Annotated in this window: 22 protein-coding genes and 1 pseudogene; 18 read left to right on the plus strand and 5 right to left on the minus strand. The window is 40.2% G+C overall.

What is annotated here, in order from left to right; genetic code table 11:
- Positions 1-52: 52 nt before the first annotated feature.
- The 7 genes and pseudogenes from B2107_RS08245 (at position 53) to B2107_RS21850 (ending at position 7,240) form a co-directional block, all read left to right on the plus strand.
- On the plus strand, positions 53-1,525 hold the full coding sequence (locus tag B2107_RS08245) for an aminoacyl-histidine dipeptidase (RefSeq protein ID WP_293954886.1): 1,473 nt from the start codon (positions 53-55) through the stop codon (positions 1,523-1,525).
- Positions 1,526-1,746: 221 nt separating this feature from the next.
- Positions 1,747-3,075, plus strand: a complete 1,329-nt coding sequence (locus B2107_RS08250; RefSeq protein WP_293954888.1) for a gluconate:H+ symporter — start codon at positions 1,747-1,749, stop codon at positions 3,073-3,075.
- 30 nt (positions 3,076-3,105) lie between these two features.
- Positions 3,106-3,570 (plus strand): RidA family protein, encoded by a 465-nt coding sequence (locus tag B2107_RS08255; protein ID WP_293954890.1) that lies wholly within the window; start codon positions 3,106-3,108, stop codon positions 3,568-3,570.
- Positions 3,571-3,580: 10 nt separating this feature from the next.
- Positions 3,581-4,687, plus strand: coding sequence for a D-TA family PLP-dependent enzyme (locus B2107_RS08260; protein WP_293954892.1), 1,107 nt, complete (start codon positions 3,581-3,583; stop codon positions 4,685-4,687).
- Between the two features lies 1 nt (position 4,688).
- Positions 4,689-5,783, plus strand: coding sequence for a dipeptidase (locus tag B2107_RS08265; protein ID WP_293954894.1), 1,095 nt, complete (start codon positions 4,689-4,691; stop codon positions 5,781-5,783).
- A 268-nt stretch (positions 5,784-6,051) separates the two neighbouring features.
- A pseudogene (locus B2107_RS21845) lies at positions 6,052-6,648 on the plus strand (MFS transporter); the annotation flags it as partial.
- Between the two features lie 46 nt (positions 6,649-6,694).
- Positions 6,695-7,240 (plus strand): MFS transporter, encoded by a 546-nt coding sequence (locus B2107_RS21850; RefSeq protein WP_349682262.1) that lies wholly within the window; start codon positions 6,695-6,697, stop codon positions 7,238-7,240.
- A gap of 96 nt (positions 7,241-7,336) precedes the next feature.
- Here B2107_RS21850 and B2107_RS08275 read toward each other — a convergent pair whose 3' ends face one another.
- Together B2107_RS08275 and B2107_RS08280 are read right to left on the minus strand one after the other, a co-directional pair.
- Positions 7,337-7,681: a hypothetical protein gene (locus B2107_RS08275; protein WP_293954896.1), complete on the minus strand. Its 345-nt coding sequence runs from the start codon at positions 7,679-7,681 to the stop codon at positions 7,337-7,339.
- Positions 7,682-7,775: 94 nt separating this feature from the next.
- Positions 7,776-9,557, minus strand: a complete 1,782-nt coding sequence (locus B2107_RS08280) for an ABC transporter ATP-binding protein (protein ID WP_293954898.1) — start codon at positions 9,555-9,557, stop codon at positions 7,776-7,778.
- Positions 9,558-9,738: 181 nt separating this feature from the next.
- Here B2107_RS08280 and B2107_RS08285 point away from each other — a divergent pair, with 181 nt between their 5' ends.
- The 4 genes from B2107_RS08285 to yajC are packed head-to-tail and all read left to right on the plus strand — an operon-like array spanning position 9,739 to position 12,661.
- Entirely contained in the window at positions 9,739-10,818 is a 1,080-nt protein-coding gene (locus tag B2107_RS08285; RefSeq protein ID WP_293954900.1) for a Glu/Leu/Phe/Val family dehydrogenase, read from the plus strand.
- Positions 10,819-10,878: 60 nt separating this feature from the next.
- Positions 10,879-11,826 carry a transcription antitermination factor NusB gene (gene nusB, locus B2107_RS08290; protein WP_293954902.1) on the plus strand — a complete coding sequence of 316 codons (948 nt, stop codon included), beginning with the start codon at positions 10,879-10,881 and terminating at the stop codon, positions 11,824-11,826.
- 29 nt (positions 11,827-11,855) lie between these two features.
- The gene (locus tag B2107_RS08295; RefSeq protein WP_182331274.1) at positions 11,856-12,317 is read left to right on the plus strand and encodes a DUF1573 domain-containing protein; all 462 of its coding nucleotides are present in this window, start codon (positions 11,856-11,858) and stop codon (positions 12,315-12,317) included.
- Between the two features lie 26 nt (positions 12,318-12,343).
- A complete protein-coding gene (yajC, locus tag B2107_RS08300) occupies positions 12,344-12,661 on the plus strand; it encodes a preprotein translocase subunit YajC (protein ID WP_293954907.1) in 318 nt (105 codons plus the stop codon).
- Between the two features lie 284 nt (positions 12,662-12,945).
- Here the strand turns inward: yajC and B2107_RS08305 are convergent, their stop codons facing one another.
- Positions 12,946-13,146, minus strand: a complete 201-nt coding sequence (locus B2107_RS08305) for a helix-turn-helix domain-containing protein (protein ID WP_293954908.1) — start codon at positions 13,144-13,146, stop codon at positions 12,946-12,948.
- A 6-nt stretch (positions 13,147-13,152) separates the two neighbouring features.
- Positions 13,153-13,824, minus strand: coding sequence for a DUF2975 domain-containing protein (locus tag B2107_RS08310; RefSeq protein ID WP_293954910.1), 672 nt, complete (start codon positions 13,822-13,824; stop codon positions 13,153-13,155).
- A 336-nt stretch (positions 13,825-14,160) separates the two neighbouring features.
- On the opposite strand from B2107_RS08310, the gene B2107_RS08315 reads away from it, so the two are divergent.
- The 3 genes from B2107_RS08315 to B2107_RS08325 are packed head-to-tail and all read left to right on the plus strand — an operon-like array spanning position 14,161 to position 16,661.
- A complete protein-coding gene (locus B2107_RS08315) occupies positions 14,161-15,111 on the plus strand; it encodes a CdaR family protein (RefSeq protein WP_293954912.1) in 951 nt (316 codons plus the stop codon).
- Positions 15,112-15,121: 10 nt separating this feature from the next.
- Entirely contained in the window at positions 15,122-15,697 is a 576-nt protein-coding gene (coaE, locus tag B2107_RS08320; RefSeq protein WP_293954914.1) for a dephospho-CoA kinase, read from the plus strand.
- 4 nt (positions 15,698-15,701) lie between these two features.
- The gene (locus B2107_RS08325; RefSeq protein WP_293954916.1) at positions 15,702-16,661 is read left to right on the plus strand and encodes an exonuclease; all 960 of its coding nucleotides are present in this window, start codon (positions 15,702-15,704) and stop codon (positions 16,659-16,661) included.
- A 93-nt stretch (positions 16,662-16,754) separates the two neighbouring features.
- Here B2107_RS08325 and B2107_RS08330 read toward each other — a convergent pair whose 3' ends face one another.
- The gene (locus B2107_RS08330) at positions 16,755-17,159 is read right to left on the minus strand and encodes a hypothetical protein (RefSeq protein ID WP_209574508.1); all 405 of its coding nucleotides are present in this window, start codon (positions 17,157-17,159) and stop codon (positions 16,755-16,757) included.
- A 223-nt stretch (positions 17,160-17,382) separates the two neighbouring features.
- On the opposite strand from B2107_RS08330, the gene dinB reads away from it, so the two are divergent.
- The 4 genes from dinB (at position 17,383) to B2107_RS08350 (ending at position 22,937) form a co-directional block, all read left to right on the plus strand.
- The gene (dinB, locus tag B2107_RS08335; protein ID WP_293954918.1) at positions 17,383-18,480 is read left to right on the plus strand and encodes a DNA polymerase IV; all 1,098 of its coding nucleotides are present in this window, start codon (positions 17,383-17,385) and stop codon (positions 18,478-18,480) included.
- 142 nt (positions 18,481-18,622) lie between these two features.
- On the plus strand, positions 18,623-20,749 hold the full coding sequence (locus B2107_RS08340; protein ID WP_293954920.1) for a S9 family peptidase: 2,127 nt from the start codon (positions 18,623-18,625) through the stop codon (positions 20,747-20,749).
- Between the two features lie 208 nt (positions 20,750-20,957).
- The gene (locus B2107_RS08345; protein ID WP_293954922.1) at positions 20,958-21,764 is read left to right on the plus strand and encodes a beta-carotene 15,15'-monooxygenase; all 807 of its coding nucleotides are present in this window, start codon (positions 20,958-20,960) and stop codon (positions 21,762-21,764) included.
- Positions 21,765-21,779: 15 nt separating this feature from the next.
- Entirely contained in the window at positions 21,780-22,937 is a 1,158-nt protein-coding gene (locus B2107_RS08350) for a 1-deoxy-D-xylulose-5-phosphate reductoisomerase (protein ID WP_293954924.1), read from the plus strand.
- The last annotated feature ends 10 nt before the right edge of the window (positions 22,938-22,947 follow it).

Raw genomic sequence — 22,947 nt, forward strand, 5'->3', positions numbered from 1 at the left:
AAAGGATATCTGATAAAAATCGAGTACCTTTGGCTTAGGAAAATTTTAAGATATGATTGAAAATAGTTTAGATACGTTAGAGCCGAAAGCAATTTGGAGGAATTTCTCTGCGCTAAATGGGGTGCCAAGAGCTTCAAAGAAAGAAGCACGCGTAATTGCTTTTATGGTAGACTTTGGAAAATCACTAGGGTTGGCGACGAGCGTAGATGAGATTGGAAATGTGCTTATTAAAAAGCCCGCTACTAAAGGAATGGAAAATCGTAAAACGATTGTATTGCAGTCGCATTTAGATATGGTCCACCAAAAAAACAACGATACTGTTTTTGATTTCGATACCGAAGGTATAAATATGTATGTGGATGGTGACTGGGTAAAAGCAGACGGCACCACTTTAGGCGCGGATAATGGTCTTGGCGTCGCGACAATCATGTCGATTTTGGAATCATCTGCTATTGTGCACCCAGCTATTGAAGCTTTATTTACCGTTGATGAAGAGACCGGAATGACAGGAGCGTTAGGATTAAAAGGTGGCGTGCTTTCGGGCGAAATCCTGTTAAATTTAGATACCGAAAATGACAGCGAGATTGATATTGGCTGTGCAGGAGGGATTGATGTAACGGCAACACAGTCGTATAGTGCAGAACCTTGTCCTTTTGACATGCTATCATTTGAACTTACGGTGAAAGGACTGCATGGAGGACACTCCGGAATGGATATCCATAAAGGTTTCGCGAATGCAAATAAGGTGATGAACCGCTTGCTCTATAAAGCTTATCAGCAGTATGGGCTTCGAATTGCGTCGCTTTTAGGCGGAAGCCTCCGCAATGCTATTCCGAGAGAAAGCGTTGCTAAGGTGGTTGTTGTCAAGGATAAGGCAAGCAGCTTTGTTCAGAATCTGACTCAATTGGCGCAGGATATTAAAATGGAATTTGCCACAACGGAACCGGCTATGGAAATTGTCGTAAAGCAAACTGATGCTGCTTATGCAACAGTAGTTCCAGTAAACGTGCAGGAAAACCTGATCAACAGTGTTTATGCAGCCTTGAATGGAGTATACCGTGTGAGTGCCGATTTTGAAGACCTAGTAGAAACCTCCAATAATATTGCTAAAGTTGAAGTCGGAGGCGAAAAGGTTTCCATCAAATGTTTAACGAGATCTTCTGTCGAAACATCTAAATTTGATTTAGCCCAATCTTTGCAGGCTGCATTCGAACACGGTAATTTTAAGGTTGATTTTTCGGGTAATTACCCCGGATGGGCCCCTAATCCGAATTCTGAAATTTTGGAAGTTCTAAAATCCATTTACACGGTACAACACGGTGAAGCGCCAGAAGTCGTAGCCTGTCACGCTGGACTTGAGTGTGGTATTTTGGGTACAAACTACCCTGGAATGGATATGATTTCCTTTGGTCCCACAATCTTAGGAGCACATTCGCCAGCAGAGCGCGTCTCCATTTCTTCCGTGCAGAAGTTTTGGAGGTTTATCCTCGAAATTCTTAAAGAGATTCCGAAAAAGCAAAGTTAAATAACAGCATCCTTAGTCCTTGACAGATAGTTGATAAAATACGGCAATAGATCATGAAAAAAGAAAGGTATGGTAATAAGCCATACCTTTCTGCTTTATACTAATTTTTCTTTTTTTAAGAAAAAATGAAAAAATATCCTTACTTTGAAATTGAAAAAACGATTTACTAGACCAAAATAATATGTAATCTCTGCATTTGAGAGAATCCTAATTATGATATAATGACTATACTCCTCATTGTAATCAGCATTTGTTTGCTTATCCTTTGCATAACTTATTTTAAGATCAATGCCTTTCTCGCTTTTTTAGTTGTTACCCTACTCAGCGGACTTTGTTTGGGTATTCCACCGGCACAGTTGGTGGGTACAGTTGAAAAAGGTGTTGCAGGCGTCATGGGAAGCCTAACTTTAATCATTGTTTTGGGCGCAATGTTGGGGAAAATTGTTGCTGAAAGTGGGGCCGCTGAGATAATTGCTGAGCAAATGGTCCGCCTGATGGGAGAGCGATACTTGCAGTGGGGGCTTATGTTGACGGGTTTTATCGTTGGAATACCGCTATTTTATGGAATCGGATTTGTCTTATTAGTCCCCTTGATATTTTCGATTTCCTACCGCTATAAGTTGCCGACAGTATATATCGGATTACCGATGCTGGCAGCCCTGTCTGTGACACATGGCTTTATTCCGCCGCATCCTTCCCCGGTTGCATTAGTTGCTCTGTTTCACGCTGATATGGGACTGACACTTATCTATGGTCTTTTGATCGCCATACCCGCTATTATTTTGGGTGGGCCAATTTTTGGAAGAAGCCTCAAAAATATACGGGCAAGTCAGGAATCAATTTTCCGCGAGAAAGATCATTCGGAGTCAGCGCAGTATCCGCGCCCGACAGTGGGGGTAAGTCTGGCCGTTGCCTTGCTGCCGGTATTGCTCATTGTCTTATTTACATTGCTTCCTTATTGCTATCATACAAGCAATATAGTGCTGCAGGAGGGATTGAAATTCGTCGGTAACCCTACCGTTGTTATGGTTATTGCGGTCGGTGTAGCAACCTATTTATTAGGATTGAAATTGGGGCGATCGATGGCCAATGTGATGAAAATCTATGAATCTGCAGTGAAAGATATTGCCATGATCCTACTGATTATCGCTGGCTCGGGAATCTTTAAACAGGTGATGGAGGATAGTGGTGTGAGTCTATTATTGGCCAATACCCTGCAGCAGCTGTCGATTTCACCGCTACTATTGGCTTGGTTAATTACAGCTGTTATCAGAGGTTGTGTCGGCTCGGCCACAGTAGCCGCTTTAACGGCCGCTGGTGTGCTGCTACCGATTGTTACAGGGGGAAAAGTGGATCCCAACCTTATGGTGTTGGCGATAGGAGCCGGCAGTTTGATGTTTTCCCATGTTAATGATGCCGGATTTTGGCTATTTAAAGAGTACTTTGGACTTAGCATAACGGATACCTTATTTTCCTGGTCCATCATGGAGGCGATTGTTTCCATTGTTGGGCTGCTTGCTGTTTTACTATTGCAATTAATTTTATATTAGCTATTATTTTAAACTTTAAAATCGTTAAAGATGTACAACGCAGATGAACAATTCGAAAAATTAGGTTTGACATTCCCACCAGCACCGGCACCTAAAGGTGTCTATAAACCATACGTCATTGACGGCAAGTACCTGTATCTTTCTGGTCATGGTCCTGTACAAGATGATGCTACATTAATTATCGGTCGAATTGGAAGTGATATCAGTCCTGAAGAAGGCAAACTTGCGGCGAGACAAGTTGGTCTAACTATGTTGTCGACCATTAAAACCAACTTGGGCTCATTAAACAAAATCAAGCGTGTGATCAAGGTATTGGGTATGGTCAACTGTACCTCGGATTTTCTTTATCATCCAGGCGTAATTAACGGCTGTAGTGAGCTATTCGCTGCGGTTTGGGGAGAAGAGAATGGTATTGGAACACGTAGTGCAGTTGGATTTGGTTCTTTGCCCGATAATATTCCCGTAGAAATCGAAGCATTATTTGAGTTATACTAATCGGAATTGTATGGAAACTTGGTGCCATATACATGATGTCGATGAGGTCGATTCGCCAGCTTTGCTGGTCTACCCTGATCGCATTGTCAAGAACATAGATCGCGCTTTACATATTGTGCATGGGCGGGCTGATCGATTGCGGCCGCATATCAAAACGAACAAGTGTCGGGAAGTATGCCAACTGATGATGGATAAGGGGATTACAAAGTTTAAGTGTGCAACTATTGCAGAAGCTGAACTATTGGGTGTTATCGGTGCAAAAGATGTTTTGCTGGCATACCAGCTCGTAGGGCCAAAGATAGATCGTTTTTTGAATCTTGTAACCGCCTTTCCAGAGACACATTTTGCCTGTCTTGTGGATCATGTCGATGCAGCACAGGAGATTTCAAAGCGTAGTCTGTCGAAAGGCTTACGCAGCGCTGTTTATCTCGATGTTAATATTGGCATGGGCCGTACAGGAGTAGCTTTAGAAGGTATTGAGCGTCTCATTATGGATATCCATCTTTTGGAAGGTATTCAGTTGGTAGGTGTGCATGGTTATGACGGTCATATTCATGACAAAGATTATAAACTTCGCGAAAAGCAATCCCAACATTCGTATAGTATACTCGAAACCGCCTATCTTATGGCGCAGGGGTCTACTTCTAAACCGTTGACTAAAGTTATTGGCGGTTCGCCAAGTTTCCCTTTTCATGCCGAACGAAGCGATGTAGAATGCAGCCCCGGAACGTTTGTGTTTTGGGATTTCGGCTATGCCGAAAATTACGAAGAACAGGATTTTATGCTTGCGGCGATACTTCTGACGCGTGTCGTCTCGATTGTTGATCACAAGCACCTTTGTTTGGATCTGGGGTATAAATCAGTTGCATGTGAATCGCCGCAGCCCCGCGTCAAGTTTTTCGATCCCCGTATAGGCGAAATAAAAATGCAGAGTGAAGAGCATTTGGTTGTTGAAGTTTCCAATACTGCACAATTTAATATCGGCGATGCCCTTTATGCCGTGCCAAGGCATATCTGTCCGACAGTAGCTTGTTATGGCGAACTTCAAGTTGTCCATGAACGGCAGGCAGATCAAATTTGGACTGTTTATGCGCGAAATAAAAAAATAAATTATTGATATGTACGAATTTGAAATGCCATTTCTGGTCGATGCACATTTGGATTTGAGTATGAACGCCATGGAATGGAATCGGGATCTTCGGTTGCCGATTACTGAACTGAACCGTAGGGAAAAGGGGATGTATGACAAGCCCGATCGGGCTAAGGCGACAGTCACTTTTGACGAATTGCGTCGTGGTCATATTGGTTTGGTTGTTGCGACACAAATCGCCCGTTTTGTAAAACCCGAGAGTGCTTTGCCAGGCTGGTACTCGCCGGAACAAGCATGGGCACAAACACAAGGGCAGCTTGCATGGTATAAAGCAATGGAAGCCGATGGACAAATGAAAATGATCTGTACAAAAACTGATCTGGACCAACATTTGGCGCTCTGGTCAGATGATGGCGATCATGCCGATAAGCCAATCGGGTACCTGCTGAGTCTGGAAGGTGCCGATTCCATTGTAGATATCAGCTATCTCGAAACAGCCTATAACTATGGTTTAAGAGCGATTGGACCAGCACATTACGGACCGGGTCGATATGCCAATGGGACAGACTCGTCGGGTAAGCTTAATGAGCAGGGAATAAGGTTATTGGAAGAAATGGAGCGATTGGGGATGATATTGGACGCGACACACCTGAATGATGATGCTTTTTGGGATGCTGTCCAACGCTATCAGGGTGCGATTTGGGCCAGCCATAATAACTGTCGCAAGTTTGTGGACCATAACAGGCAGTTCAGTGATGAAATGATCAAGGCTCTTGTAAAGAAAAAAGCAGTGATCGGGGTAGCGCTCGATGCTTGGATGATGGTGCCGAATTGGGTCCGCGGTGTATCCGATCCTAAAACAAGCAATTGCTCCATGAATATCATGGCCAACAATATTGATCATATTTGTCAATTGGCAGGAAATGTCGATCATGTTGGCGTGGGCAGCGACTTAGACGGCGCATTTGGCCGTGAACAGTGTCCTTATGATCTGGAAACGATTGCTGATATCCAAAAAGTATTTGGCATCTTGTCAAAAAGGGGGTATAATAACACCGATCTTGAAAAGATTGCCAGCAAGAACTGGCTTAATTTTATGCGAGATGCATTGCCCGAATCTTAAGAATAAAATAGAGTTCTATTTGAGCTTGTATAGAGCAATGACAACCGAAGACAATAGCCTGATTAATCGATAGTCACTCGAGGACAACGAGCGCGTTACTTCAGTAATCATGTCTCTCTATATTGTTTTGAATATCAATAATATAAGGTGTCTATGTGGTCATTTAAAACCGATGAAATAAATCAAAACAAACACCTCCAACACCAATTAATAGATGAAACCAGTATTACGCGTGCAATTGTCCCTGATGATGTTTTTAGAATATTTTATGAAAGGGGCTTGGTTTGTAACTTTGGGAACATACCTTATTAAATCGCTAAATGCCTCGGGTATGGAGGTCGCAAATATTTTTGCGACACAATCCCTTGGTGCTGTATTTGCTCCTTTTTTTGTGGGTTTTGTCGCCGACAGATATTTTAATGCCGAGCGGGTACTTTCAGCATTACATCTCCTTGGAGCTGCACTACTTTACGGGATGTCGCAGGCACCCGATGCGACACATTTTTATCCCTATGTATTTGTTTATTTTATGGCTTACATGTCTTCGCTATCCTTATCCAATGGGATGGCATTCCGGCATATTGAAGACGCGAAGAAGTATTTTCCGGGGGTACGCGTGTGGGGAACGATCGGTTGGATCTGTTCGGGACTAGTGATCAGTTATTTGTTCCGTTGGGATGCTCCCGAATCGATACAGGCAGGTGCCCTGCATAATACCTTTATTATGGGCGCGGTTTGTTCGTTGTTACTGGCATGCTTTAGTCTGGCCCTGCCAAAAACTCCACCTCAGGTGAAACTCAGGGATGAAAAATTTGATTTTGGAAACGCAATTGGTTTGGATGCATTGAAGCTTTTAAAACAGCGGAGTTTTCTGATTTTTTTTTGTAACAGCAATTGTCATCTGTATTCCCATTTCGTTCTATTATCAAAATGCGAACCCATTTTTGGTCAACGCCGGAATACCGAACCCCACAGCAAAAATGGCGTTGGGGCAATTTTCCGAAGCCATCTGCCTGTTGTTGATTCCATTTTTCTTTAGACGCTTGGGGTATAAAAAGATGATTTTACTGGGCATTGCGGCCTGGGCACTTCGCTATTTGTTTTTTGCCTACGGCGACGGACAGGAACGGTCATTCTTATTGCTATTCGGAATTTTATTGCATGGCATCTGCTATGATTTTATGTTCGTAGTGGGGCAGATCTATACCGATCGAATTGCTGGTGAAAAATACAAAGCTTCTGCACAGGGGCTTATTACCATTGCGATGTATGGTGTTGGGATGCTGATCGGATTTTGGGTTGCCGGTGCTGTTTCAGATTACCTGAAAACAGCTTATGCTGCTCAATTTTGGGAATATCTTTGGTTTATTCCGGCAGGTATTTCTGGTTTTTGTCTTTTGCTATTTGCCCTGTTTTTTAAAGAGGAGAAAACGGTGCCGGATATGAAAGCCAGTTAAAGATGCGCTATGTTCAATTAGAGCTAGAATGTTCATAAAAAACGATAACATGGAGCATCTTTGATGGGAAGGCGCTCCATGTCTTGAAAATGCCTATTAGATCATATTGAACCATTCCTGGTATTTTTCACCGATGAAGGGGAGTGGTTTCCGCTCTCCGGAAAATGCGGATATTAATCCTAATATAAGAGCAATAAGTAGGAGCAATCCAACAATACTAATGGCGATTCCGCCAATACCTGGAACAAAACGTAAAAGTCCCAAAGCCATTCCTGTTACTGAAATGCCTATACTTTGTCGGATATGGAATTGCGCTAAAGCAGTCTTTTCCTTGTTGTTCATGATGATGGCTGCAACAAGGCCGATGATGGTTAAGTAAGAAATAATAGCAATTGTTTTTCCGTCATTTGACGTAGCTTTCTGAATAGGGGTTCTCTCCATGATCCTTTATTGTAAAATGTTTGACTTAAATATTTAAGACAAATTTAGGAGAGATATCCCTTCTATCCTTTAGCTGAATTCAGGGATATTTTAATTATCCTTCGACACTTTCCAGTAATTGCTTTTCATGGAGTTCAAAATATTCACCTCTTTTCTCCATCAATTCAGCATGTGTACCCTGTTCTACAATTTCGCCTTGATCCATCACCAATATATGGTCTGCATTCTTGATTGTCGAGATTCGATGGGCAATAAAAATACAGGTCTTGCCTTTCATGATGCGGCTTAGCGAACGAAGAATTGTTTCTTCTGTTTTTGTATCCACGGCTGAAAGACAGTCATCAAAAATCAATACTTTGGGTTCCTTAATTAAAGCGCGTGCGATGGAAACCCGTTGTTTTTGTCCACCGGAGAGGGTGATACCACGTTCCCCAACGGCGGTTTCAAATCCATCTTCAAAAGCTATGATATTGTCGTATACAGCGGCATCTTTGGCGGCCTGTTCCACTTGTTCCTGTGTAAAGTGGTCTAAACCAAAGCCTATATTATTGGCAATGGTATCTGAAAATAGGAAAACATCTTGTGGGACAAATCCAACTTGTTGGCGCAAGCTTTTGAAATCAAGGTTTTTAATTTCTAGACTATCATAATGAATACTTCCTTTGTCGATATCATACATCCGAAGGAGTAAGTTGGCCAGCGTGGATTTTCCGGAGCCTGTTTTTCCGATAATAGCAAGTGTTTTGCCAACCGGAATTTGGAACGATATATTTTTAATCGCCTGAATACCTGTTTCCGGATAGGTAAAGGAGATTCCATCAACCTTGATCTCACCCGCGAGTTCTTTGGTAGCTGTTCCGTTAACAATAGGAGATTCCGTTTGAAGGAATTCGTTGATGCGTTTTTGTGAGGCCGCAGCACGTTGTACCAATGAGGTAACCCAAGCCAAAGACATGGCCGGGAAAGTCAACTGGTTGACATAGATGATAAACTCAGCGATGTTTCCGGCAGTCACTGTTCCTTTGGCAACTTCAATTCCACCGATATAAATGGTGATTACCGTACTAAGCCCAATAAGCAATAGAATAAGCGGAAAGAAAACAGCCTGCACTTTGACGAGATCAAGAGCCGTGTTGCGGTAAATGGTACTTTCCTTCTCAAATTCCTGCATTTTATTTTGTTCTCTGGTATAGGTCTTGATGACGCGGATACCTGCAAAAGTTTCCTGCACGAAAGAAGAAAGCTTCGCCAGTTGTTTCTGTATTTTTAAGCTACGCTTGTTAATAATCTTGTTGACAAATAAAATAATAACCGATAGGACCGGTATTGGCGCCAATGCATAAGTAGCCAAGCGTCCATTGACACTATACATCGCATAGATGACCATGATCGATAAAACTACGGTATTGATCGCATACATGATGGCGGGTCCGAGGTAGTTACGTACCTGATTGACATCTTCGGTGGCTCGGCTCATGAGATCTCCGGTATTGTTTTTCCGAAAGAAACCGAAGTTTAAATCTTGGTAATGATTATAGATCTCATTTTTGAGGTCGTATTCAATATAACGCGACGTTAAAATGATCGTCTGACGCATAAAGAATAAAAATATGCCCCGCAAGAGCGAAAGTAGGAGAACGACGAAACCAAAAAATAGGAGACTGGTGCCAAATACCTGGTAGATGAGTTCCTGTCTGTCGAAACCATCAAATAGACGGTATAGATAGATATTTTCCTGTACCAAATCAAATGCTTCGCGGATTACCTTTGCAGGCAATACCCCGAAATAGTTGGAGATGATAACAAAAATAACCCCTGGAACCAGTTTCCAGCGGTATTTATAAAAGTACTTATTTAAGTAGGCGAGATCCTTCATATTACGAATACAAAAGTAGGACTAATTCATCAAAATGCTTTACGATTTAAGTGAATTTACTGTCATTCGGAAATCAAATGTTAAGTCTTGGATAAAAAAAGTTGTTATGCACAACGAATAATTTTCCTACTTTTGCATCAAGTACCTTAAAAAATTAAAACAAATTAGAGTAGTACATTTTATGTCAACATCTCAAAATTCTATTTTTGAATTGATGAGCCAGTCTGGCCATCAAAACTTATTTTTCTGTAATGATGAATTGGTGGGCTTGAAAGCTATCGTTGCGATCCATGACACAACCTTAGGGCCAGCGATAGGAGGGGTTCGTATGTTACCATACGAAAGTACAGAAGAAGCTATTGAGGATGCTTTACGTTTATCCAAGGCCATTACGTATAAATCAGCCATCACTGGATTGAATTTAGGCGGTGGTAGTGCTGTTATTATTGGGAATAGCCGTTTGGACAAATCTGAGGTTTTATTGCGCCGTTTTGGCCAGTTTATTGAAGGATTGAATGGTAATTTCATTGCTTCTTTGGATGTAGGTACCACACAACGCGATTTAGAACATATTTATACCGAAACTGACCATGTTGCTGGTTTACCAAAAGCAATTCATGGCAGTGGTGTCGGTGATCCTTCGATCTTCGCTGCTCAAGGTGTTTATTTCGGTATAAAAGCCTGCTTAAAGGAATTATACGGATCGGAAAATGTTGCTGGTAAAAAAGTTATTGTGCATGGCGTAGGTGGAGTTGGCGAGCGTTTAATTGCAATGTTACGTGAAGAGAATGCGCGTGTATATGTCAGCGATATTACGGAAGAAAAAATGTTGAAAGTAGCGGCCAAGTACAAAGCTGAGCCAATACCTTACGGTGAAGTATTTGATCACGAATTTGACGTATATTCTCCCTGTGCATTAGGTGGTACGGTAAATCCAGAATCCGCGCAGAAAATGCAATGTAAAGTTATTGCCGGTTCGGCGAATAATCAATTGAAAGACGAACATGTTACAAGTTCTATCCTTCATGAAAGAGGTATATTATACGCCCCTGACTATTTGATCAACGCCGGTGCATTAATTGGCTGTTATTCAGAAATTCAAAATTATGGCGTAGATCACACTGAATTTGTGATCAAAAATATTTATAATGCGACTAGAGACGTATTGAAAAAATCAAAAGAAGAGAATATTTCTACTTTTGAAGCGGCTAATCGCATCGCGGAGAAGCGTATCCAAGATATTAAAAAAATCAAGCGATAGTCTTCATCCCAAAATCGTTCTTATTTATTATTTTATAAAAAAATCGTTCTTTAAATTACTATGTTAAACAGGAGACACCTGAGGGTAAAAGTAGTGCAAACGCTTTATGCGTACAGTCTTTCAGAAGATAAAGACATCAAAACATTTGAGAAAGCACTATTAAAAAATGTGGATGAAGTTTATGAGATGTATATATGGACACTGAATCTTTTAGATGAAGTATCTGATTATGTCTTAATAGATGCAGAGGGTAGGGCTAATAAGTTTTTACCAACTGAAAAAGACTTGTCTTTAACGACCAAGTTAAGTACAAACACTTTTATTGAGTCATTGAGACAAAATCCACAATATGGGGAAGGTGTCAAAAAATATAAGATTTCCTGGAGCTTTGATCCGGAGATCGTGCGCACTGTATTTTTGCAGTTAAAGGATTCTGAAGCTTATTTGGAGTACTTGCAACAAGAAGATCGCTCGATCGGTACGGAAAAGGATATCATCAAGCATATCTTTAAAAAGATCATCTTAAAATCGCCGGTTATTGAGCAGGTTTTTGAAGAAAAATTCATCAACTGGCCGGTGGATAAAGAAGTATTGCAGGCTTTGATCGCGAAGACTTTTAAGAATTTTAGTTCTGAAGATCCACGAAAAAATAAACTTGCAGAAATTACGCAAAATTGGAATGATGATAGCGACTATATTATTGCATTGTTGGGTAAAACAATCCGCAATACAAATGAGTATCAAAAGCTTATCTCGGAGAAAACCAAGAATTGGGAGTCAGATCGTATTGCTTTAATGGATACATTATTGATGCGTATGGCAATATGTGAGTTGGTTAATTTTCCATCGATTCCTGTAAAAGTAACAATAAATGAGTATATTGAAATTTCTAAGGTATTCAGTACATTGAAAAGTAATACATTTATTAATGGTATCTTAGATAAAATATTGAGCGATCTGAATCAACAGGGAAGAATCCAGAAGGCAGGTCGCGGTTTAAAAGATTAAAACCAAACGCGCATAAATAATTTATACGAATGAAAAACTTTGGCAAATATTCAGTTTTAGCGTTGTCGGCAGTACTTTTATTTTCTTGCGGAAATGCACAAAAGGGAAAAGAAGAAGGAACCAAGACAGCGACTGAAACAGCAGCTGCAGATAGCCTTTCTAAGGCAGCGGCACAATTGGGAAAAGTAGAATTTGAAGAGTCTGCATTTGATTTCGGTCAGGTAAAGGAAGGCGCACAGGTAAAACATACCTTTGTGTTGAAAAATTCGGGTGATGCACCTGTTATTATCTCGAAAGTGACTGCTTCATGTGGTTGTACACAGCCTGAGTTTTCGAAAAGTCCTATTTTGCCAGGTGGAAAATCTGAGATCCATGTAACTTTCAATAGTGAAGGACAAGTTGGTAAACAGCAGAAGATCATTACGATTCAATCCAATGCTTCCAATGGCTTAACAACGGTGCAGCTCAAAGGCGAAGTATTAGCGAAATAACACATTATTAAAAGATATAATTACAAATGAACACAGTATTATTACAAGCAGCGGGTGGCAATTTGATGAGTTTTCTACCAATGGTTTTGATTATCGTGGTATTTTATTTCTTCATGATTAGACCGCAGATGAAGAAGCAAAAAGATCACAAAAAATATATTGAAGAACTTGGTGTAAACTCTAAAGTAGTAACGACAGCTGGTATTCACGGCCGTATTGTAGAAGTATCAGACACGACTTTCTTAGTAGACGTAGGTTCGGGTGTAAAAATCCGTTTTGACAAGTCAGCAATCGCGTTAGATGCTTCTAAAGCTGTTAACAACACAGAGAAGAGCGCTTCATAAGCTTTTTCGAGAAAGAAATAAAGCCAGTTTTCTACGAAAACTGGCTTTTATTATGCTCTTAACAGTACCGACTGTTAAGAGCGTTAATATATTGTTATCATAAAAATGCTTTAGACTACTCCACAATAAATGAAAAGAGAAAAATGCAATGAAGCTGTCGGTTTCATTAGAACACGGCACTTTCTGATGCGGTTTCCTGTAAAAATAGGGTTTGCATGTTTCTAAGTTAGCTTAATTTTGAGATAAGAGAAATTTGGCACCATACTGTTCTGTATCTTTTTTCTTTATTCCATATCAAGAATGTCTCCGGGCTTGCAGTCCAGTACTTTGCAGATGGCCTCTAAGGTTTCAAATCGGACACCTTTAGCCTTACCCGTTTTTAAGATGGAAAGATTGACAAGGCTCAAACCGACTTTCTGCGATAATTCTGTCAAAGACATTTTACGCTTAGCTAAGACAACATCTAAATTAATTATAATGGGCATGTTTAATTAAATAAAGGATTCATTCTCCCTACGTAAAGCGACACCTGATTTAAAAGCTGCGCCAAAAGCCAATAATACTAAACCAATAACTGTCTCTGTATCGAAAAGATGTGCTCCATTGTGTAGCACATAGTTCGAATTATTTAAACTTAATTTTGTAATACAATTAAGGAAAAATTCCTGTGTAATCCATCTCATAACAGGCAAAAGCATTAGGCAGAATGAGCTAAAAACGATTAGTGAAGCATTTTTATCGGTAAAAAATGTATTATTACTGAACGATTTAAAAAGTTTCTGAACAACGAGAATTAATAAACCGATTAGAATCCAGTAAAACAACTGTGCGGTTTGATAAAGAATAGATGAGAATGAAAGTAACTCTCTCGGGGATTGAAATCTCAGCTGAACTAAGCCCTTGCCTTGATACGGACTGATGATCAATGTGTCCTTGAACCAGTGATCCAATGCTTGAGAAACATTCTTTGGTTGTTTTGCTTGGCTATTTGTGTCTTTGGGTATAATATTAACATTACGAACCTCATAAGCTTTGAGGCCACTACCTGCGGCCGGTATACCGGAATTAAATAAATTTGATGCCAAAAATAGGATGTAAAATACCATTACTATGCAGGAAAGATAGTAGAGATATCGCGCTGTGTTGTTATTGGATGGTTTCATAATTGATTTTGTTGATTGGTACAAATTTAGTAAAATTTAAAATAAAACACTTATTATTTAATGTTTTATTTTAAATTTTTATTGAATTGTACTATTTATTTGAGCTATCAACCTATCTTTTCGTTTTGACCAAATTTTAAGCACCTCTTATTTGAATAGATGCATGCGATTGTTTTTTTACGTTGGGTGAGGGTGTCTTCCCTTACGAACAGTCAAGTGCTCTTCCTTAACAAAGGTGTTCATGGATTTTTTTGGTGGCAAGTGAGTTGTCCGTCAGCACGTAAGTTTTTATCTACCTATGGGCTGATTTTTACGCAAATTGATTAAGTTTGTATCATGGCGAATACAGTTCGAATAAATAAGATCCAACGACGCAAGATTAATATCTTCATACGTTGTGTTGGAATTTCGTTGTTAGCTTGGCTATTATTTTCGATCTCCAACCAATATACTGTATCCGTCAAGGCGGCAATTGAATACGTTAATCTGCCAGAGAAACGAGCGTTCCACCCGCAGCAGTCTGATACTGTAAAAGTTAAGCTGGAAATGACGGGATGGCAATTTTTATTTTCAAAAGTTACTTTGGAAACACCTAAAGTTCAGGTCGACCTAAGCTCATTAAAAACCAAAGATTGGGTCGTTTTTTCTAATCAGCTAGGATTTATAAATCGGCAATTTCCACATGAACAGCGGGTCGTGTCGGTCAGTCCCGATACCTTGTTTTTTGATTTTTCGAAACAGACACAACGTAAAGTGCCTGTAAATCCTCTAGCTAATATTTCATTTAAACGGGGATACGGTTTTATCGCTGAAACCAAAGTTACACCAGCTTATGTTACCATCACCGGGCCTTACGAGGATGTTTCGGCAATTGAGTACTGGGAAACCGATACCGTCCGGGGGAAAGACGTGGAGACTGATGTACGAACTGTTGCAAATCTGGCGAGAAATCAAAAAGGGAATATCAATGTTTATCCAACGTCTGTTGAGGTGCTGATGCCAGTAGGTGAATTGACCGAGAAAATAATCGAATTACCTGTCAAGGTGGAAAATGGACAAGGTTATAGTTCGGTCAGGCTTAGTCCAAGTAAAGTTGTTGTCACGGTATTGATGTCCGTGAAAGATTACAATAGATATACTTCGCGCGATTTCGAGGCAGTGGTAGACCTTTCAGATTGGGAGAAGAATCAGGTACAGTACTTACCCATTTTATTGACCAAAGTTCCTGAATATTGTCAGATAATCAGTATTGTGCCGCAAAATGTAGACTTTTTTGTACGTAAATAACGATATTTTCATGAAGATTGGAATAACAGGCGGAATTGGATCAGGTAAAACTTTTATCTGCAAGCTATTTAAAGCCATGGCAGTACCGGTTTATAACGCGGATGAGGAAGCTAAAAAACTGATGAATACCGATATTCGGATTAAAGAGCGCTTAATCGCGGAATTTGGAGCGGAGACTTATCCGGACGGGAAGCTGGATCGAGCTTTCTTAGCTCAACGTATATTTTCGGACAGCGCGAAGCTCGAACTTGTGAACGGAATTATACACCCTATCGTTATACAGGAGGCCAAGGAATGGGCAGCACAACAAAAATCCCGTTATACACTCAAGGAGGCTGCTTTACTCTTTGAAAGCGGTTCTTATAAGGATCTTGATTATACTATTCTGGTTACGGCACCTTTATCCGTTCGTATTCAACGTGTTATAAAACGCGATAAGGTTACGGAAGGACAGGTCATGGAGCGAATTAATAAGCAACTCTCTGACGAAGAAAAGTTAAAATTGGCCGACTTCGTCATCGTTAACGATGGTACCACACCACTATTGCCACAAGTGTGGAATCTACATCAAAAATTTTTAAAATAATAGTATGTCTATAATATTGCCTGACTTCTTTGTCAGAAAGCCAGAAGGTTATTACTGTCGTTACGGTGATTTTTTTATCGATGCCAGCAATCCGGTTATGCATAATGTCGTATCTCATGCCCATGGCGATCATGCGAGCTCAGGGCACGATTATGTGTATGCTACCCATGCGACAACTTTGTTTATGAGTCACCGTTATAAGCAAAATCGCAAAGACTCCTATCAGGTTAAATTATATAACAGTTCTTTTAAACTCGGTGCTGTCGAGATTACGTTAATACCGGCGGGACATATTCTCGGGTCGGCACAGATTCTTATGGAGTATATGGGCTTGCGATATTTGTATACCGGGGATTATAAATTACAGTTGGATGAAACATGTGAACCGATCGAAATGCATCAAGCTGATGTATTGATTACCGAAAGTACCTTTGCAAATCCAGCTGTCATCCATCCTGACCCAGCCGAGGAAATCAAAAAATTAAATGGACATGCGAGTAATATCCTGTTGGGTACATATGTGCTAGGAAAGGCACAGCGGATCACCGATTTGATCAATAGGTATTGTCCGGATAGAAAAGTGCTCGTGCATAGTGGTATACTGCCGTACCATCGCCTTTACGATCAGCAAGGGTTAAAGAAATTGTCCTACGAGCCCTACAACAGAAAAGAAATGAAACAGGGCGAACAGAATAAAGTTTATCTGGTCCCCCCAATGACATTTAATAGCTACTTCAGAGCGACCAAAGTATTGCGGGCGTTCGCTTCGGGCTGGAAGCGCCTGCAGGCACAGAATGATATCGAACTCTATATATCCGATCACGTGGACTGGAACGACATTCTCCAGTATATCAAAATGGTTGATCCTCGGGAAGTATGGACACTCCACGGTGATGGAACGATTCTGAAAAGTTATTTCAAAGATAAACTGATCGTCCGCGACGTCTTTCTGGCACAAGCGTGAAGCAACTAATATATTTTGGCGTATCTATAACAGCACCATACAACTGATTTCGACCGCTCATCTGAAAACTTCGCTGACCATACAGCGAAGTTTCTATTTCATATTAACAATCTTGTCAACAACATAGACAGTATTTCCGCGCCAAGGAAGTACTCCATGATACTCTTTGTAACGTAGATCGAAATATTTTCCACTGTTGAGCTCCAATTGTTGGAAAACTGAATCGTCTTCGATAGAAAATTCAAATTGATTGCTGGCTATTCCTCCAGTTTTGATGCTTCCAAATCCTTCTTGTATGAGCTTGCCCTCGTATGTCTTAAAAATATTACCTTTTCTTACAGCGTAATTAAGATAGCCAGACTTGACACCCTCACCGAATACATAATAATATTTCCAGTAGGCATATGAGCCACCTCCGACGAGGATAAAGAGGATCAGGATGAGCAAAAATTTTTTTAATCCGGATTTCTTCTTTTGTTGTTCAGGTAAATTTTCCATTATGTATTTGAATTAAAATGGTTTCAAACAATTTGTAAAGCAGTTAAAAATGTATTCTTCGATACCCTATTGTAAAACTTGATCTAAAGATAAATAATGAACCGCATAAATGCTAGTGGTTTTTACTATAAGTCAATGAAAAAGGTGATTTGTTGGATGCTAATTCTATTAGTTTCTTTATCCTTCGTACGTGCTGTTATGCTAATTTTTGTAAATTTGTCCAATGGACTCAGACCAGATATATCGCAAGATCATTCATTTAGATATGGACGCATTCTATGCGTCTGTAGATCAGCGCGACTTTCCCGAATATCGGGGGAAGGCAATCGCTGTCGGCGGATCTCCAGATGGGAGAGGGGTGGTTGCGACAGCGAGCTATGAAGCAAGAAAATTTGGTGTCAAATCTGCTATGAGTTCAAGAAAGGCTCTGCAACTGTGCCCTCATATTATCTTCACTTATCCCCGTTTTGATGTGTATCGCCAGGTTTCGTATCAGATCAGGGAGATTTTTCTACGGTATACTGACTTAATTGAACCACTTTCCCTGGATGAAGCATATTTAGATGTTACAGTGGATAAACAGGGCATTGGTTCGGCAATCGATATTGCCAAAGCGATTAAAGGAGCTATTAAGGACGAACTGAACTTAACGGTGTCGGCTGGTGTGTCTGTCAATAAATTTGTAGCGAAAATTGCTTCAGATATGGATAAACCCAATGGTTTGACGTTTATCGGTCCTTCTAAAATTGTTAAGTTTATGGAGTCATTGCCTGTAGATAAATTTTTTGGCGTCGGGAAAGTGACTGCAAAGAAAATGCACGAACTGGGTCTTTTTACGGGGCTCGATTTAAAAAAACAGCGTGAGGATGATCTGGTCCGTTGGTTTGGAAAGACAGGTCACTTTTTTCACCGTATTGTCAGAGGTATCGATGACCGTCCAGTTGTTCCTAATCGCAGCAGTAAATCGATTGGTATTGAGGATACTTTTGAAGAGGATGTAGAAGCATTTGAAGAATTAAATAGCATTTTGCATCGACTCTGTAAACAGTTGTGGTTACGTATCGGCAAAAAGGAAGTTTCTGGACGAACGTTAACTTTAAAAGTTAAGTATGCGGATTTTGTTCAACTTACACGTAGCACGACCATAGAAAGTAGTTTCGACTCCGAAGACAAAATTTACGCCACTGCACATCGTTTGTTAAACAAGGTTGAGCTGCTAAACAAGGTGCGGCTATTGGGAGTTTCAATATCCAACTTTGTGGAAGAAAATGATTTTCCAAAAGAAGGTATACAGCTAAACCTTTTTGAGCATCGTCTTTAATCAATAACCCGCACTATTTTTCAACTTTTGATAAGCTACAGGATATACCGCATGTGAATTAAGCTTGTTACAGGCAAAATCATCGTTATTTGTCACAATTCTTTATCTTAGCCCAAATAATAATAAACATATCCAAAAAGTAATGAATACGGTATCAAGAGTACTCTTAGGTGCGTCGATCGTTTTTTTTGTGCACGAGACTGGTGTTGCGCAGAAGAAATTGGATTTTGCGCAGTCCTGGGGGCAAAAGCAATCTTTGACAGTTCGCACCAATCAGTATCCGGGCTGGGCAGACGGGACAGCTTACCTGGAGAATGATGTAAACGATGGTCATTTGTATCAGGTCAACGTTAAATCAGGCAAAAGAAGTATTTATACAATTCCTGCTAAAGATGGAACAGTTGTCTACATCGATAGCAACGATATCTTCCTAAAAAGCAGTGATGGAGCCGTAAAAAAGCTGACCAATTCGCCTGATATTGCCGAACAGAACCCAACGTTGTCACCAGATGGTAAATACGTGGCTTTTACGCGCAAAAGTAATTTATACAGCGTGGATGTGGCGTCCGGAGAAGAGATGCAATATACACATGATGGTACTGACGTCATTTACAATGGTTGGTCATCTTGGGTGTATTACGAAGAGATTCTTGGGCGTCCGACAAAGTACAAAGCTTTTTGGTGGTCTCCAGATAGTCGTAAGATAGCATTTATGCGGTTCGATGATACAAAGGTTCCGATGTTTCCGATTTATTCGTCCAAAGGCCAGCATGGTTACCTGGAGGAGACAAGATATCCCAAAGCCGGTGACCCAAATCCGGAAGTGAAGGTAGGAATCGTTCACCTCGAAGGGGGCAACGTTACCTGGGCTGATTTCAACGAGAAAGACGATCAGTATTTTGGCCAGCCTTATTGGGCCTTTGATAGTAAAAATGTGATGGTACAGTGGATGAACCGGGATCAGAACAATTTGAAGTTTTATCAAGTGGATCCGAATTCAGGTTCGAAAAAAGAAATCTATGATGAGCGTCAGGCTTCATGGATCAATTTGGATCACGATGAGCGTATCACGTATCTGGCGGACAACAAATATTATATCCTAAAATCGGATAAGACAGGCTGGGCGCATTATTACCTCTATAAATTGGATGGAACATTGGTCAATCCAATTACTTCCGGCGAATGGCAGGTAACGGAATTAAAACGGATTGATGAAAAAAATAAGGTGATCTATTTTACCGCACGTAAAGAAAACTCAGCGCGTTTTGATTTGTACCGCGTGGATTATTCAGGTAAAAACTTAAAACGTCTGACGTTCGGTGAATACTCGCACGATGTGAATGTATCGCCTGACGGCAAGTATTTTATTACCAAATACTCCAATGTGAGTACACCCGATCGGTTCGCTTTGTTGGATAATCAAGGTAAGGTCGTACGTCAGCTAGCGGATAGTAAAGCTGCTGATTTTGCCTCGTATACCTACGGTAAAACCGAATACTTACATCTTAAATCAGATGACGGACTGTTCGATCTTCCCCTAACAATAACTTATCCGACAAATTTTGATAAATCAAAAGTTTACCCGGTTGTTTTCAGTATTTACGGTGGGCCTGACGCGGGAACGGTAAAAGATACCTGGAAAGGAACGGCCAATCAGTACTGGGCCAATGAAGGAATTATTCAAGTCTCTGCAGATCACCGGGCATCTGGTCATTTTGGTAAACAAGGTGTTGCTTATATGCACCGCAATCTTGGTCACTGGGAAATTATTGATTATTCGACAATTGTTAAATGGTTAAAATCGCAACCTTGGGTCGCTAAAAACAAAGTACTTATCACCGGGCATAGCTATGGTGGCTATATGACTTGTTTGGCAATGACGAAGGCGGCTGATGTATTTGATTTTGGTATTGCTGGCGCACCGGTTACCTCTTGGGATCTCTATGATAGTCATTACACGGAAAGATGGATGGATACACCACAGGACAATCCTGAAGGCTATAAAGCCGGATCTGTATTGACTTATGCTAATCATTATAAAGGTGTGCTGCGCATTATGCATGGCGATATGGACGACAATGTACATCTGCAGAATACAATCCAGCTGGTCGATAAATTGACTGATCGAAATGTTCCTTTCGAATTGATGATTTATCCTGGAAGCCGTCATGGATTTGACCGATCGAAAAGTAAATATGATTTTAATGAACGTGCGCGTTTTTACTATCAATATTTACTGGAAAAGCCACTTCCAAAAGAGTTTAAATAACTCTAAGTAAGGCAGAAATAAAGTATCCCCTATCAGTCCGATAGGGGATTTTTATTTTTTGGATTATTTTCATTCATTCACGCTGCCAAATATGCTCTATCGGGTTCTTCTTTATGTTAAATATCACAAAAAAGTGATTTTTCTGTGTGTGTAAATTGTTGAAAATTAAAAAATATGGCATCTTTGTAGAAGTTTATTTAAAGATCAAATGATTCAATTCCTAAAGGAAAGTACTTTTGCCGTTAATGAGGTTTTTAATAAGTCATTGGAGTTGCTGAAAAAGCATTATTTTTCTGTTGCCGGGCTTTGTTTTCTGTTATTTGTGACTTCTGGACTCTCCAATTATCTCGCAACATCGATTAGTGATTTCAATGTAGTGTTGAGTGGTTTTATGGCGTTTTTTTTCATGGTAATGTATTTCGGATTGAACATGACTTTGTTTAAGTATATTTTGAGTCTGATTGATGGAAACCATGATAAGAAGCTGATTCAATGTATCCCAAGTTCAAAAGAACTGGTTTACTTTTTCGGAGCTATGCTCAGTATTATGGTGCTTTCAATAATGCTCTTAATGTTATTGGGAGCAGTTTCTTTACCCTTCCTATATTTGTTTGAAAACGGTGAAAACCGTGTAGAGCTGATGAGCAAGTTTACAATGTTTGTCGTTTTTGTGGCAGCCATATTGACCTTTCTCCTAATCATAAGAGTGGCATTTTATCCGTTCTTCATTATTGATAAACACGCGGGAACTTTCAAATCTTTGCGTTTTAGTTTCGCACTGACAAAGGGTAACGTGTTCAAACTGTTGTTGATTTTGGCTGTGTTTGCTTTCTTTCACTTGCTGCAGATGTATTTTAATTTTCTAGAATATTACATAATTTTTATTATTTTGAACCTCGTTAGTTCTTTTTTGGTTGTACCTTTAGCTTGTATTGTCGTTTCGGTAGCTTATCGTTCAATGATGGCCGATTACCATGGTGGAGAGGACCCAGAGATTTTAAAAAATATATTTTAATAAATAACAAAGGTTTTGAATAAAAAAGGAATTGCCATTTTAGGGGCAACGGGAAGTATAGGCACACAAGCCTTGGATGTTATAAGAGCCTTTCCTAATAAATTTGAAGCAGTCGTTTTGACATGTGGTAGCAATGCAGCATTGTTAATTCAACAGGCTTTGGAGTTTAAGCCCAAAGCAGTTGTTGTAACGGATTCCCTTCAATATGGTTATGTCCAGGATGCCCTAAAAGGGCATAATATTGCTGTTCTTTTAGGTGAAGTGGGGTTGGTTGAAGTGGTTCAATATGAAGATGTTGATATTGTTTTGAATGCAATTGTTGGATCTGCCGGATTAAAGCCTACTGTGAAAGCGATTCAGTCCAAAAAGGATATCGCTTTGGCTAACAAGGAAACGCTGGTTGTCGCTGGCGAGCTGATTATGGCTTTGGTGCGTGAATATGGCGTTCGAATGCTACCTGTGGATTCAGAACATTCGGCAATTTTCCAGTGTTTGACCGGAGAGGAGCATAATCCAATAGAGAAAATCTACGTTACCGCTTCTGGCGGGCCTTTTAGAGGTAAAAGTAGAGCTGAGCTTCGCTGTGTTACCAAGGCTCAAGCATTGAAGCATCCCAATTGGTCTATGGGAGCCAAAATCACCATTGATTCCGCTTCTTTGATGAATAAAGGCTTAGAAGTCATTGAAGCAAAATGGCTTTTCAATTTGTCCATAGATCAAGTCGATGTCATTGTACATCCTCAGTCTATTGTCCATTCCCTGGTTCAGTTTCAAGACGGTTCTATGAAAGCGCAAATGGGCGTGCCTGATATGAAATTGCCGATCCAATATGCGTTGACATACCCAGCACGTTTCGAAAATAATTTTGAGCGTTTTAATTTTATGGACTATCCAACACTCAGTTTCGAAAAAGCAGATTTGGAAACCTTCAGAAACCTGGCTCTTGCTTATGAGAGTTTACGGAGCGGTGGCAATAGAAGTTGCGTCTTGAATGCCGCTAATGAAGTGGTTGTAGATGCGTTCTTGAAAGATCGAGTTGGTTTTCTGGAGATGAGTGATGTGATTGAACAGACACTGGATCAAGTAGAATTTATTGCAGCCCCAACGTTGGATGATTATCTGGAAACGGATCGTATAGCAAGATTAATAACAAAGGAAATAATCAAAGATTAAATTTAAAAAG

This window comes from Sphingobacterium sp. UBA7855 (genome assembly GCA_002500745.1).
Taxonomy (GTDB): Bacteria; Bacteroidota; Bacteroidia; order Sphingobacteriales; family Sphingobacteriaceae; genus Sphingobacterium.

What these genes read in the sequence shown, in the direction of transcription:
- B2107_RS08305 (WP_293954908.1), bottom strand. Translation starts at nt 13,146, where the DNA reads ATGCCCATTATAATTAATTTAGATGTTGTCTTAGCTAAGCGTAAAATG.
- dinB (WP_293954918.1), top strand. Translation starts at nt 17,383, where the DNA reads ATGGACTCAGACCAGATATATCGCAAGATCATTCATTTAGATATGGAC.
- B2107_RS08315 (WP_293954912.1), top strand. Translation starts at nt 14,161, where the DNA reads ATGGCGAATACAGTTCGAATAAATAAGATCCAACGACGCAAGATTAAT.
- nusB (WP_293954902.1), top strand. Translation starts at nt 10,879, where the DNA reads ATGTTAAACAGGAGACACCTGAGGGTAAAAGTAGTGCAAACGCTTTAT.
- B2107_RS08285 (WP_293954900.1), top strand. Translation starts at nt 9,739, where the DNA reads ATGTCAACATCTCAAAATTCTATTTTTGAATTGATGAGCCAGTCTGGC.
- yajC (WP_293954907.1), top strand. Translation starts at nt 12,344, where the DNA reads ATGAACACAGTATTATTACAAGCAGCGGGTGGCAATTTGATGAGTTTT.
- B2107_RS08275 (WP_293954896.1), bottom strand. Translation starts at nt 7,681, where the DNA reads ATGGAGAGAACCCCTATTCAGAAAGCTACGTCAAATGACGGAAAAACA.
- B2107_RS08250 (WP_293954888.1), top strand. Translation starts at nt 1,747, where the DNA reads ATGACTATACTCCTCATTGTAATCAGCATTTGTTTGCTTATCCTTTGC.
- B2107_RS08310 (WP_293954910.1), bottom strand. Translation starts at nt 13,824, where the DNA reads ATGAAACCATCCAATAACAACACAGCGCGATATCTCTACTATCTTTCC.
- B2107_RS08245 (WP_293954886.1), top strand. Translation starts at nt 53, where the DNA reads ATGATTGAAAATAGTTTAGATACGTTAGAGCCGAAAGCAATTTGGAGG.
- B2107_RS08295 (WP_182331274.1), top strand. Translation starts at nt 11,856, where the DNA reads ATGAAAAACTTTGGCAAATATTCAGTTTTAGCGTTGTCGGCAGTACTT.
- B2107_RS08345 (WP_293954922.1), top strand. Translation starts at nt 20,958, where the DNA reads ATGATTCAATTCCTAAAGGAAAGTACTTTTGCCGTTAATGAGGTTTTT.
- B2107_RS08255 (WP_293954890.1), top strand. Translation starts at nt 3,106, where the DNA reads ATGTACAACGCAGATGAACAATTCGAAAAATTAGGTTTGACATTCCCA.
- B2107_RS08280 (WP_293954898.1), bottom strand. Translation starts at nt 9,557, where the DNA reads ATGAAGGATCTCGCCTACTTAAATAAGTACTTTTATAAATACCGCTGG.
- B2107_RS08340 (WP_293954920.1), top strand. Translation starts at nt 18,623, where the DNA reads ATGAATACGGTATCAAGAGTACTCTTAGGTGCGTCGATCGTTTTTTTT.
- coaE (WP_293954914.1), top strand. Translation starts at nt 15,122, where the DNA reads ATGAAGATTGGAATAACAGGCGGAATTGGATCAGGTAAAACTTTTATC.
- B2107_RS08325 (WP_293954916.1), top strand. Translation starts at nt 15,702, where the DNA reads ATGTCTATAATATTGCCTGACTTCTTTGTCAGAAAGCCAGAAGGTTAT.
- B2107_RS08330 (WP_209574508.1), bottom strand. Translation starts at nt 17,159, where the DNA reads ATGGAAAATTTACCTGAACAACAAAAGAAGAAATCCGGATTAAAAAAA.
- B2107_RS08265 (WP_293954894.1), top strand. Translation starts at nt 4,689, where the DNA reads ATGTACGAATTTGAAATGCCATTTCTGGTCGATGCACATTTGGATTTG.
- B2107_RS08260 (WP_293954892.1), top strand. Translation starts at nt 3,581, where the DNA reads ATGGAAACTTGGTGCCATATACATGATGTCGATGAGGTCGATTCGCCA.